Origin of the sequence: Vibrio sp. YMD68 (assembly GCF_029958905.1) — a bacterium.
Taxonomy (GTDB): Bacteria; Pseudomonadota; Gammaproteobacteria; order Enterobacterales; family Vibrionaceae; genus Vibrio.
In genome coordinates this window covers 1188680-1202179 of sequence record NZ_CP124614.1, presented here as the reverse complement: position 1 = coordinate 1202179, position 13500 = coordinate 1188680, and the positions used below count along the sequence as shown (strand labels likewise).

9 protein-coding genes are annotated in these 13500 nt (G+C 45.2%); all 9 read right to left on the bottom strand.

What is annotated here, in order from left to right:
* The 9 genes from QF117_RS11690 to QF117_RS11650 all read right to left on the bottom strand — a co-directional run bounded on the left by QF117_RS11690 (position 1) and on the right by QF117_RS11650 (position 13499).
* Entirely contained in the window at positions 1 to 729 is a 729-nt protein-coding gene (locus QF117_RS11690) for a response regulator (RefSeq protein WP_282389082.1), read from the bottom strand.
* A 676-nt stretch (positions 730 to 1405) separates the two neighbouring features.
* Complete coding sequence (locus tag QF117_RS11685) at positions 1406 to 3535, bottom strand: TonB-dependent receptor (protein ID WP_282389081.1); 2130 nt, start codon at positions 3533 to 3535, stop codon at positions 1406 to 1408.
* Between the two features lie 158 nt (positions 3536 to 3693).
* Positions 3694 to 5022, bottom strand: coding sequence for a SidA/IucD/PvdA family monooxygenase (locus QF117_RS11680; RefSeq protein ID WP_282389080.1), 1329 nt, complete (start codon positions 5020 to 5022; stop codon positions 3694 to 3696).
* Between the two features lie 11 nt (positions 5023 to 5033).
* Positions 5034 to 6845, bottom strand: coding sequence for an IucA/IucC family protein (locus QF117_RS11675; protein WP_282389079.1), 1812 nt, complete (start codon positions 6843 to 6845; stop codon positions 5034 to 5036).
* Entirely contained in the window at positions 6845 to 7765 is a 921-nt protein-coding gene (locus tag QF117_RS11670; RefSeq protein WP_282389078.1) for a GNAT family N-acetyltransferase, read from the bottom strand. Before QF117_RS11670 ends, QF117_RS11675 begins: the two co-directional genes overlap by 1 nt.
* The gene (locus QF117_RS11665) at positions 7758 to 9542 is read right to left on the bottom strand and encodes an IucA/IucC family protein (RefSeq protein ID WP_282389077.1); all 1785 of its coding nucleotides are present in this window, start codon (positions 9540 to 9542) and stop codon (positions 7758 to 7760) included. Before QF117_RS11665 ends, QF117_RS11670 begins: the two co-directional genes overlap by 8 nt.
* A 199-nt stretch (positions 9543 to 9741) precedes the next feature.
* A complete protein-coding gene (gene fhuB, locus QF117_RS11660; RefSeq protein WP_282389076.1) occupies positions 9742 to 11769 on the bottom strand; it encodes a Fe(3+)-hydroxamate ABC transporter permease FhuB in 2028 nt (675 codons plus the stop codon).
* The gene (locus tag QF117_RS11655) at positions 11766 to 12644 is read right to left on the bottom strand and encodes an ABC transporter substrate-binding protein (protein WP_282389470.1); all 879 of its coding nucleotides are present in this window, start codon (positions 12642 to 12644) and stop codon (positions 11766 to 11768) included. Before QF117_RS11655 ends, fhuB begins: the two co-directional genes overlap by 4 nt.
* Positions 12645 to 12731: 87 nt before the next feature.
* Positions 12732 to 13499 (bottom strand): ATP-binding cassette domain-containing protein, encoded by a 768-nt coding sequence (locus tag QF117_RS11650; RefSeq protein WP_282389075.1) that lies wholly within the window; start codon positions 13497 to 13499, stop codon positions 12732 to 12734.
* Position 13500 lies beyond the last annotated feature (1 nt).

Sequence of the window (13500 nt, the reverse complement as noted above, 5' to 3'; positions counted from 1 at the left end):
TCAACCACCACTGGAAACGGGAACGGCCAATAGATAGCCATTACCGCGCATGGTTTTAATGTAATGAGGAAATTTAGCACTGTCTCCCAAACGATTCCGTAACCGGCTTAATTGAACGTCGATACCCCGTTCAAAAGGTAACGATTCTCTGCCTTTGGTTGCAAAAGAAATGGTGTCTCTATCGAGTATCTCGTTGGGCCTGCTTAGAAACAACATCAGTAAGGAAAAATCGCTCCCTGACAAATCATGCGATTGTTGAGTGTCCAGGTTAACAATTCGATGCGCCAAGGTATCTAAGCTCCAATCACCAAACACAATAGTCTTGGGCATAGCATCACTGGGTGGCTCATGAGCGATCTGAGCGCGACGCAATACCGCCTTAATCCTCGCGACAAGCTGCCTTGGATTAAACGGTTTGGCAATATAATCATCTGCCCCTATTTCTAAGCCAATGATTTGATCCGTTTCATCAGACACCGCCGTGAGCATAATAATGGGAACCGTTGAGGTTTTTCTTAACTGTTGGCACAGAGTAAAGCCATCGTCGCCCGGAAGCATGACATCCAATAAAATTAAATCAGGAAAGCCCTGCTTCTCGATATACTCGTGTAAGCAATTGCCATCCTCAACAGTTGAAACACTAAAACCGGATTTATTCAAATACTCATCAAGCAACTCTCGAATTTCTACATCATCATCAACGACTAGGATGTGTGCTTTCGCCTGCATCTATGTTACCTACTACCAACAAATGTTTTACATAGTGTATAGATTAGTCAAGATGAGGCTTATTGATAGCTTTATAAATTTTGAATCTGTCACAGACCATGATCACATCTCGATAAAACGGCGATTGGGGTTCAGATCGTAAATGACGGGCAAGCAGTGATGAGGAAGACATGATGAGGAGCAAAGAACAACAGCGAGAATGGGGCTTGCAAGTAAGAGAACATACCTAAAATGACACCGCATTCATAATAGGCTTCTCCTGGTTTTGATGGTCTTAATTAATTTAAAGATTAACGGATTCACTTATTTTAAGACGTTCACTCTACTCACAATTCAAATCAAATCAATGGTTACGAGATGGCTAAAAGGATGCTCAAAACCGAGAACAATGAAAATAAGCAAGTGCGGCTAACGACGCCGAAGTTCGAGGGTTGAATCATTTCTTGATGTTGTTCCATAAACGCTCCGAGTTTCTATGGCAGTGTCATTACAATATGATGAATTTACGAAAATTTCACAACCACATTAACGTTAACTTTTTATGACAGAAGCTAAATTAACTCGATGTTTAAGCCATCGCGTAGTATCACAAACCGAGTAGATACCCAGTTCATGGCGATGGCTTATTCCGTTCTTAGAGTCGCGTTAACGGATCACTTATATACCAAACGTATCGTTAATATTTCACTTGATAGTTCAGCGTATAAGTACGGCCACGGCCTTGATATTGGTACATATCAGGCCCCCCGCTATACCACTGTGTTGCTCGTTGACTCCACGTTGTCAGATAGTCTTCGTTGAATAAATTTTTAACCCCGAAACCAATCGTGCCGACAGGCAGTTGGTACGTACCTATCATGTCAACAACGGTGTAACCCTCCAGTTTTAGAGCGTTCGCATCTTCATAATCAAAGGCGGTTAAACTTTGTAGTTTCACGCTGTAGTCAGCGTCATACCAACCAATCCAAGTGCTGGCTTTTGATGTACTGGCTTCTCTCGCATCGTCGTCTTCCCAGCCGTTGTCGCCTTTTTCTTCAGAAACGACATAGTGTCCAGACGCACCGAGCTGCAGGTTATCCATCACCCAATATGAGATTTGCGCTTCTGCACCGAAGACTCGAATAGGGTTGGAAATACCTTTAATTGATTGGTCATCCGCGTATTCAACGGAACCATCAGAGTATGAATGGTACGCAGCCGTTTGAAATGAAAGTTTGTCGAAATCATAACGGTAGCCTAGCTCGTAGCTGTCGGTTTTAATGCCTTCTAGTTTAGTGTCATTAACATTAACACTGGCATCTTTACCGTAATATTTCGCAGGGTTCGCCAGGTCAAAACCTTGAGAAAAATTAGCCCACACCTGAGAATTTTCCGTTAGATGGTAGACAGTCCCGACATTGAATAATCCCTCTGAGTAATCTGTTTCTCCACCGGGAACAAAATCTGAATTTGAACTTTTTTGGAAATCCGATACTTCTGTATTCATGTACTGATAACGATAGCCGCCTTGCAGTGTCCAGCTATCTGTTAGCGCATACTCCGCCTGTAAAAAGCCCGCAAACGCTTGAGTATCAATACCAGGATAACGCCCTGCCATAGACTCTATCTGGTTAATCAGCCCGCCCGACCCTTCTGTAACCGATTGGTTATAAAGCGCGTTATCACTGTCAAAGCTGTCCACAAAGCCATCAATACCATAGGTAAGACTGAGTGCATCAAAGGATTTATTCAACGCGGCTTTTAACGAGATAATATCGGTATTTTGACTTGATGAACTGGTTGCTAACGTGGTTCTACCTGCCGATGTGTATGGCATGAATGTGTGTTCTTCCGAACGATAGGACAGCTCCGCAATCAGTTGATGGCTAAGGAAATCACTGTGATTATACGCAGCACTTAGCATAATACGCTCAGTACCTTGCTGGCGATCGGCGGCGTAACCGTCTCTAACATCGACGAATTGATATTTTCCATCCGCGTCTTTTTCGAAATACAAACCGTAAGGGGTGTCTTGCTGGCTATCGTAATACTGTGCCAACAACTGCAAGTTTTGGTTTTCAGCAAGGTTAACCTGTAGACTCCCCATCAAATCAATCGTTTCGTTAAATTGAGTTGAGCCTTGAGTGATGTCAGGAGTGACCATGTCACCGTTTGCATCGTAGTACCCTTGAGTACTGGTATAAGCCACAGACGCACGACCTTGAACTTTCTCATTTCCACCCGCTATTGACTGCGCGAGTTTATAATCAAAATCTTCACTTCCGTTAAAACCAGAGGTACCACCAACGTACGTTTCGAACTCTATCTCGCCACCCAGTGCTTTTTTGGTCACGATGTTAATCACACCACCACTCGCACCTGCGCCATAAATAGAACTCGCACCCGACAGTACTTCGATACGCTCGATATTAAATGGGTCAATAGAATCGAGTTGACGACTGATAGAGCGCACCGATTGCAATGACACACCATCGATCATCACCATGATGCTGCGACCACGTAAGTTTTGACCTGCATGAGTACGACCACCGCTGCTCACATCCAAAGATGGAACCGTTGCGGCTAGAATTTCATCCAGGCTTTTACCACCACGGTATTCTTGTTCAATTTGCTCGGCATCAACGTACCAAACGGTACCTGGGATCTCACTGATCGCTTTCGGTGTACGGCTTGAAACGACGACCATTTTTTCTTGGGTTGTTGTGTACTCTTCAGCTTGGACGACTGAAGGGGCAAAAAAGCCAGTAGCTGACGCTATCGCAACTGAAATGACAGACAGTTGAAACGTTCCTTTGTTAACTTTCATTACTTTTCTCTTGTTATTTAATGTAACCACACATATGGTAATGATAATGATACTCATTAGCCACTTCATTACCACTTATTTATACATTATTTTTATATGATCTCGTGTAAAAACTTTATGCTGTGGGGTATTGGGTGTTAACTGTTAGGTATGAATGACTAAGCCTCAACAAGGTCTTTCACCCGCACCGCGGATAGCCAGTCAATGAGTCCTTTATCCGACTTAATATCGTAGACCTCTCGTCCAGCCAAACTGTTGATGATCTTGGCGCTGCGCCACGCCATCAAACTGAGTTGTGGTTCAGCAATGCCGTGGCTATGCATACCTGCGTTAACCGCAAAGATTTTGTTCTCTGGGCTTCCTTTCCACTTGAGCTCGAAGTTAGAAGTCAGTTGGTATCGTCCTTGTTCATCGAGATCCAACATTGGCATAATGTCTTTAAGGCAAGCCGGATATGGCGCCTCAAACCCAGTAGCAAGAATCACGACATCCGCCTCATGACGTTCAATATGCTCACTTAACGCATTTCCCACACTTAGCGCATACCCCGTTTCTAATGGATGCATTTCAGTCAACGTGCGATGAGGTAACAAGCGAACCCATTTTTCTTCTTTGAGAACATCAAACCGATGATAAAGCTCACGATAAATATCCAATAAGGCCAACTGCGTGATGCCATCAGAAGTCAACTTTTGAGTCGTCACTTCTGAATGTTTGACGCGAGGATTCAGCCCGACGAAGGCTTCCACGTAATTTGGTGTAAAGAATTCGTTGGTAAAGGCCGCTTCATCCAGCGGCTGAAAGTTTGGGCGACGCGACACCCAATCCAGTGACGCCGCTTTTCCCCACTTGCCTCGCAGCACGTTTAAGAAGATATCAGCGCCGGTTTGCCCGCCGCCAACAATCATGACGCGTTTACCGGTGAAGTCTCGATCTCTTAATCCAACTTCGGCCGCGTGAAAGACTTTATCGCTGATAAACTTCTTCGCGCACTCCGGCATCAATGGCACTTTACCTGTGCCAATGCATAGATTTTTTGCTTGGTAAACACCGCTGCTAGTCTGAAGGTGGAAGAGCCCTTCTTTAAAATCCACATGCTCAATGTTGGTTGAGAACTGGACATTATTCATTTGATTGGCCGACCACGCCAAATAGTCAGAAAACTCATGTCGGCTGATACAATTTAATTCAGCCGACAAAAATCGATAGAATTTTTTTGTTTTCACTAAGTAAGAGAGGAAAGAATATTGGCTTTGAGGATCCACCGCCGTGACCAAATCTTTCAGATACATGGTTTGCATATTCGTGTCATCAAGTAACAAACCCGGATGCCAAGAAAAGGAGTCTCGACTCTCAAAAAACGTCGAGCGAATATTTTTGTGTGGATCCAGCAGCGCCGCAACACTCAGATTAAACGGGCCGACACCAATACCGGCAATATCAAGACCAGTAATACCAAGTTTGACGTTGTGTTTATTGTTATCCATTTTATGTATTCCTATTGATTTAAAGCCTTGTAGAGCGGGTTATCTAGCCTGTCATCCATATCCGGTAACATGCGAGACGCACTTGAATCGGTACTGTGTCTAAACTTCGCTAGATTGAGTCCAATTCGAAGAATTCTAGGTTTGAAAAGATCGAGCCGTTCAAAACGCTCTTCCATCTCAGGATCACTTTGAATGCATTTCTGCATGTACTGTTGAATAGAGCGCCCAAGCAGCTCATAAAATGTCATTTCAGGCAGGCCTAACCGAGCAACTAAGGGGGAGATAAAACGCAGTACCGTAACAAAGTGTCCCGTTTGTAAGTCGTGAATGATCAAGTCTTCTGGTAGCTTCACGGTAACGTCTTTAACGCACTGAGCGAGTGATGACTGCTCAGGTAATACCCTATCGACAAGCCTCATGTCTCCTTGGAAGTCTTTCAATAAGATTCGTTTTGGAATCGAGTTTTCAAGCACCAACGTAACGTTTTGTCCGTGCGCGATCAGCGACACTCCGTACTTACACAGCAAGTGATAAAATGGAATAACGACCGCATCAAATAAGCAGGTTAGCCACTCACTGTTGTCGAGGCCTGAACTGGCGATGTACTCCTCAATTATCGGTGCCCCTGATGCATCACATTCCATAAGAGCCGCCATCAAAATCGCGTGTTCGTTCTCCTTTAATTTGGAATAGGCCGATTCTCGCCAAATCACGCCCAATAGCTCGTGATACCGGTAAGGCGCATCAATTAGCCCTTGATAGTCACTTTGCCCAACGAACGCCGCAGCCGGCTCTTGCAATACTTCAGCCTGTTTTTCTATCAGCAACGGATCGGACTTAAATAGTGAATCAATCCAGTCTGATGCAATGGGGCCTGCCAATATGTAACGACCAGGGATACCTCGGTAGCATGAAGTGTTCATAATCGTCAGAGGCAGCTTAATGTCGTAGCTCATCGGCCTATCAACATTGCTTAGCGTTCGAATCGACAATTGTGGTAGAAAGCGATCCCCATGCTCTCCAATATAAATCAGTGATTTTTCCGCGAGTTCACGGGCAAACAACAACGACAATTTTTGATCCCACTGCCATGGATGAACGGGGACATAGGTGTATTCACTGCAATCCACATCAAACGAAGACACGATTCGATCCATTGCCTGATAGTCCACATGATCAAGAGCGGTGTACAGAAGCTGCTGCCAGTTAACGCGCTGATTGGTGGCTTGCTGAATGATAGAATGGTGAACCGCAACCCAAGTCAGCTGAAATGTTTTTTCTGATTCGGGAGCGTATCGATTTAAATCGCTACTTCCCCACCCTCGTCTTCCTTTATTAAAAGCAAATTTGGGATGCCCATCGAATAGGCTTTGCTGCTGTTCGCAAGGAAGATAAGCTAAATCTCTTGCGGTCATATTCGCCTTTCGTAACGCTAATTTACAATCACCCAACAGGGTCGAATTGAGGTCTTCAAAGTGCTCAGCCAGAGCCTCATCGGATATGCCAATCAGTGTTTGGATATCTCTCATGAACGTTGTTGCCAGCACTGTTCCTTGATCTTTGTGCTGTTGGTGATCGGGAGCAAGCCTCACCACAGACTCGGGATCGATGTTGACTTGCCCCCAAATGTTCACTTTCCCTAAAAACTGATAAGTCACTTCCTTGGTCAAGGCTAAGGAAAATACACCTTTGTCTTTATCTATATCTTCACCTTCATCGCCAACAAGATTAAACGCTTGTTCGTAGGCCAGTTCACTGATCAGCTTAGCCACCAAGTGTCGATTCATCGGTAACCAGTACCGCTGTAACGCTATTTGGTCCATTACCACTGCTCCTTAAAAAAAGCGTTTCGCTCTAGCATTAATAGGGATGAACGTTTGTGTGGAAAATCGAATTCAAAACAGGTTTTATAGCCTACCTGCTCAATGCGCTTGAACAGCCTGATGTTGTCTGACCTTGGCTCTAATACAATTCGACGGGTTCGAATATCATCAATAAACAGATAGTGACTGATGGCCTTCATCCAACTCGTGAAGTATTTGGGCCCTCGAAATTGTTGTTCCCCGACAAGTAGATGAATACCACGGTCATAAGGTTCCACTGAGTAATAGGGACTCAACCTGTCTTCACTGACCCAGTACACCTCGACATAGCCAAAAGGTTGGCCGTTAAACTCGCCAATCAAAGGAATAATGTGTGCATCCGCTAAACGTTCTTGCGCAAACTGCCTAAGCTTATCTTCGCTCCAGGCTTGCTCCCAAAAGTCGGCGACTCTCGGATCATTCATCCATTGAGTAAACAGAGGCATGTCTTTATCGATATCAAACACTCTGAATGAAACCGTCACATCGGCCTCATGGTCATAACGCTGATATACCGTTCCCGTAGGCATAGGCGGTCTCAGCGGATGATGTCGAAATTGAGGATTACTCTGAACATCAATGGTTGGAAACGATGATGACGGGGCGTGCTGATGCCACGGATTTTTTCTTTGATAGAACGCCTGACGATTTAGCTTATTTCCCTCAAACATCGGCAAACAGTGACGTAATTCATTGCATAAGGTCGGCGAATTGCATTGAATGTCGATCTCGTCAATGTCTTTGTGAATGGTAAAGAATTGGTCAAGCTCAATCATGACCGAATCCAAGGAAAACACCTCATTTAGGTCTTGTTCTGTCAGGGTTAAAGTCACAACCGGGATGTCGCCCATTTCATACAGGAACGTGGTGTAGTTAGGCATAATTCGTCTCCTTAACAGCAACGATAGGGTTGGATAAATCGAAGTAGATGACGGCAGGATCCGGAATGGAGTTTTCGTTGAAATTTTGTAGATAACAATAAAAATTCCCTTTGCAGCAAAGCGAATCACTGTCCAATACGTAGCTCAGGCATCGGTCATCCTTAACGCCTTGTGTTTTTAGACCTTCTAAATGCTGACGTAAGATTGTAACCAAACTGGATTCATCAATATCAAGGCCTGCCGCAATAGAAGCGATAGCACTGAAGGTAGAATTGATGATGAGATAGTAAGCAAAATAGCGACGCACTTTGTCTTGGTTCCAGTAGTTTTCAGTCTTCTGTTTGGCATTCGTTGAACAGCCAAGAGCGCTAGGAAATAACTCGAACGCTAAATCGGTGTACCCTGTCCCCTGACAATCTCGGTAGTACATGCCAATCGGCAGACCCTCTTCCAGCTGCATAACAATGTTTTGCTGATGAGCCAGAAAGACGATGCCGTAGTTGGCTTGAAGGTTAAACAAAGGAACAACCGCATGCTTACAATACGCATCAAACCAATGCTGTGCGGCCACTTTTGTCGTGAGGGTATGTGTGCGAGCGTAATGCTCAATTCGGCTCACCAGTAAGCTTTGCCCACCAAAAGGGTTTTGTTGAGTCAGTGTCGCGAGAACCACGGCTTCTTCTTCCGGTTTGCTCATCAACGGGTTGTCACGAAATGCCACCAAACTCTCGTCAATAACCAAACCGTTAGAATCCATCAATCCTAAAAACGCGGGCTCTTGCATGAGCTGAAAGCCTCTTTTTTCACCCAGTAACGACTTCAATTCAGTGTCTTCGAATAATTGATTCAACCGCGTGCCACGAACCACTTCTTTAAGAGAGAGATTTCTTACCGAATTGGTGAGTTTGACACTCAGCGAAAACTTGAGCATGTAAGGCAGTTTGGGGCTGTACAAAGAACGAGTAGAGGACGTTGGATACCATTTTTCACCCACAGCGCCCAGATCTCTGATCTGGCCTTCTTTAAGGTAAGCCCTCACCTCTTTTCTTTGTTTAATGCTTTGCCATTGCCATGGATGAACGGGAAACAACATTTCATGATCGGCTGCTAGGCCTGCCACACTGATCTCTAAACTCTCATCCGCCGTCACCAACTCTTCGATGCGTTGACGCACACTTTGGTCACCAGACGAGCCTGAAACCAAAAGGGTTTCATCAACCGCCAACCATTGAAGTTGAAACTTTCCACCAAATTCAGGTGTGTAAACTTGAGCATCTTGAGGGCTAAATTGCTCACGACTTTTAGGAGCGGGGTGAAATGAATGGCCTATTAATAAACCTTGCTCCGATTCTCGAAAGTTGAGCTGCTCTGCAAATAACTTTCGACCATACGGATTGTCCTTCACCGCTGCGTACGTATTTCGATAGCTCTCTTTGACTCGGTCGACAAAAATCGATTTTTGCTCTGGCGTAATCATGCCAACGAGTGCCGGTTGTTCAACGATCAAGTCGACCACTTGATCGAACCCTATTGAGGTCACTTCAGTGCCGTACAAAACCGCTGGGAATTGGTATTCATGCAACCCGATAGGAGAGACGACCCTCAGGGGAATACGAATCTCATGTTCGTTTGAAAGAGGGATGCCATAATAGGCTTCGCATTCTCCTTCAACGATGACGACACTTGAACACTCTCTGGCTAACGAGTTTAAAAAGCAGGCGGCTGGTGCGTCATTACCACGCATCATTGTCTCGGCTAAAGTCTGGGTATTCGTCATAGCAATCTCACTGTTTCATATTAAACAAGATGAGAATGCTAATGATTATCATTTATATATTCAATCGTTTATTTGATTATTTTTTGAAGCAATGCCTCATTCCTAGTGTTGTTGACAAGGAACTAAAAAAAGCCAGCTGAATAAATCAATTCAACTGGCTTTATTGTTTTAATTATCAATTATATAGATGGATTTAGCGTTATTTTTTCATGAGATACAAGAAGTACCCACCACCGATCAATGAGGCTAATAGCCCCGCGGGAAACTGCCAGGGAAACCATAATGTTCTTCCTAGCCAATCGGCTAAAAGCATCAATATTCCGCCCAGTAGGCTTGCCGTAATCAACTGATTAGAGGCTTTATACTGATGCAAGGAACGAGCAAGATGTGGTGCTAAAAGCCCAATAAAACTGAGTGGACCAATCACAATAGTACACAGTGTGGTCATCATCGCGACCAGAAGCAGCAATAACCCTCGCACTTTACGGCAATCAATTCCGACGCTTGTTGCACTCACTTCACCCAATCCAATAAGGTCAAACCAACGATGACAAGCCAATGATATTGAGCCAAGAATCAGAACCCCCACCAACATCAAATACACATCAGACATGGCCACGAGGTACGTTGACCCAGAAAGCCAAGTGATCAATGCGGTTACATTGTCTTGACCCGATGACATCGCAATGCGAAGGAAAGCATCAAGGCCAGCACTCAACGCGATACCGGTTAATAACATTTGAGTCGGTGCAAAATTTTGTTTTCGGCCCATCCACCAAATAATACCCGTGACCAATAGTGCTCCTGCGGTGCCGAGTAGCATTTGCTCGTGTCGCTCGACCGCAATACCTAACACCGCACCTATTACTAACGCCAGGGCCGCTCCTGAGCTGATACCCAAAATCTCAGGGCTTGCCATAGGATTCGTCGACACCCGCTGAATGGCTGTACCTGCAATAGCTAACCCGACCCCTGCCAACATGGCCACTAGCGCTCTAGGAACACGTAACTCCAAGATAGACAGGCTGCGTGCGATATTCCAGCCTTGAGAATCTTTGCCGATGAAAAGCACCCAGACAAAAGCCATAAACAATAAGGGAACAAGCACGCAGGCCGTTTTGGCCAAGTGGCGAGCTTGGTAATGGGTATACGATTCTTCCCTCGCTCTTAGATCAGACTGCATCACTTTACGATTCAATAACCACAATAAAAAAGGCGTACCAATCAAGGCGGTCATTGCGCCCGTTGGCAGCATCTCACCTCCGACACCGGAAAAAGGCTGAATAATCAGATCGGCCAGCAACAGCAGTAATGCCCCAAGTACGCCGCTGACCAAAATTTGCCAACGCAGTGTCCTAACTCGTAACATTCGAGCGATTGCGGGGGCTACAATGCCGATAAACCCGATAAGCCCGACTTCACTGACCACTGATGCGGTCATAGAAATGGCTAAAACCAAGCACACGACCTTGATGGTTTTAACATTGACACCGATGGAAGACGCAACGCTGTCTCCTAATTGCAGAGAGGATAATGGACGCTCTAGAAGCAGTAAAAAGGCCGAAGGGACGATAACCAATGGAAGCAAAGTCGTCACACTCGACCACCCATTTTGGTTCAATGTTCCCGCTCCCCACACAAAAACACGGGTGAGTTGCTGTTCATTGAGCAACAAAAGCATGGTATTGAGTGACCCAAAGAACAAGCTAATCACCATACCGGCTAAAACCATATGGACAGGAGAGAACCCCCGCTTTGCCGATAAGATAAAGACAAGACCCGTTGCCAAGCACCCACCTAGAAAGGCAGGAAAAAAGTGACTGCTCATTAGCATACCGATGGGCATTAGCAAGCCTGTCGTGGCGATATTGGCTGGAATCAGCAAGATCCCCAAAATCATTCCTAGCTCGGCCCCTGAAGCAACACCTAATGTCGTCGGTGAAGCGATCGGGTTTCTTAAAACAAACTGCATGATGCAACCGGCCACGGCGAGTGAAAAACCGCACAGTATTGCGATAACCAAACGAGGAAGATAGGTGAGGTGAACAATCAGGTGCTGATAGTCTGTCATGTCATAGTGAAAAACGGTATTCCACAGTAGCCGTAAGCCTTGTGAATATGGCACCGTCCAGTGAATCAGACATAAAATCAGCCCAATCACAGCGGAAACCATGAGCATGTAAAAGGGAGCCATGGCTTGTCTGTTTTCTATCACGGCTGTATTCATTGAGCTGGCATCAGCTCTTTTGTGATGCTGTCACTGAATCGTTGCGCGGCAATTAAGCCGCCAAATGTCCAAATAGCAGGTAGCTCGTGAACCGAATCGGTGCGAGTGAACTTCATGGCTTGCCACAACGGTGACTGCTCTAGACGTTGACGTTCATCTTCCTTAAGCGGACCAAAAATCAATACGTGGCTCTCTTGATGCTCTGCAAGTTTTTCAATACCCGCAGTCGTAAAACCCCATAAATTGGTTTGCTCTTGCCAAGCATTGCTGAGCCCCATACCTTCAATGGTCGACTGCGCTAATGAGCCTTGGCTATGGACACGGACAGTTTTGTCGTTAATGAAGCGTACAAACAATAATGATGCTTGATCGGATTGATTAGCCTTGATTTTTTGTCCATTCTCTTCAAGTCTCTTTTCCGTTTCCGTAATCACGCTCTGCGCTTGCGCTTGTCTGTCAAACAACACACCAAGCTGTGAAGTTATGTGTTTGGCTGACTCAAGCGGTGTTTTACGGTCACTGTAGATACTATAAACCAATGTCGGTGCTATTTTGCTTAGCTGTCGATAGGCCGGTGCCATATGCGTGCTAATTAAAATAACATCCGGCTTCAACTCAGTTAACAACTCTAAGTTGGGTTCACGTCGTGAGCCCACATTGATAACAGAACCACTGAGTTCCGGCTGACTTACCCATGTCTGATAACCCTCTACATCCGCAACCCCTTGTGGCGTAAGCCCTAAGCTCAGCACCGTTTCCGTCAAAGCCCAATCAAGTGCAACGATCTTTACTGGGGTTTTCTCAAAGGTTTCTTTACCTAATTCGTGTTTTATTTCCATTGCCTGCACAGAAGCAGCACAAATAAAGACAATCATAGCGATGAGTTTTTTCACAAAAATATCCTTGTTGTTCATAATCAGTGGCGGGTTTTCTATCGTCCTAAACATTTATTTCTGGCGTCTTTAAGGAACATAACTAATGGGTAGGCCAGTTTGAGGGTGTTGAAACAGAGCTAGCTCCATCCCGTAGATCTGCTGTAATACGTCAGGGGTCATTAACTCGTTGGGGGTTCCCTGTGCAATAACCTGACCAGAATGCAATGCAATAATCTCATCGCTAAACTTGGCCGCCATGTTGATATCGTGCAACACCATGATCACGGTTAGCCCTAGTGTTTGGTTTAAATCTCGAATTAATGCTAACAATTCATGTTGATGAGCCACATCCAGTGCCGACGTCGGCTCATCAAGTAACAAGCACTGACTTTGTTGTGCTAACAGCATCGCCACCCAAGCTCTTTGCCTTTCACCACCTGATAATGTTGCCACATAACGGCCGGAAAAAGGTTCTAGACCCACTTTTCTAATTGCATCATCCACCAACTGATAATCGGCTTTGCTGTAGCGACCAAATACGCCCTTCCAGGGGTAACGTCCGAAACAAACGAGTTCTCTTACCGTCACACCATCGGTGATGGGTGGATGCTGAGGAAGGTACGCCACATTCAATGCAAACTGCTGGCTCGATAAAAGTTCGACACTTTCACCATTCAGCAGTACTTGACCGCGGGCAGGTTTGTTTTGGCGACTGAGTAGCTTGATCAGCGTCGATTTACCACATCCATTGTGCCCCAATAGGGTGGTGACTTTTCCCGATTGGAAATTCAAGGTTGTCGGCTGAAGAATTTTTTTTTCATCGATTTCAAACGACGTATTGAGTAATTGATACATG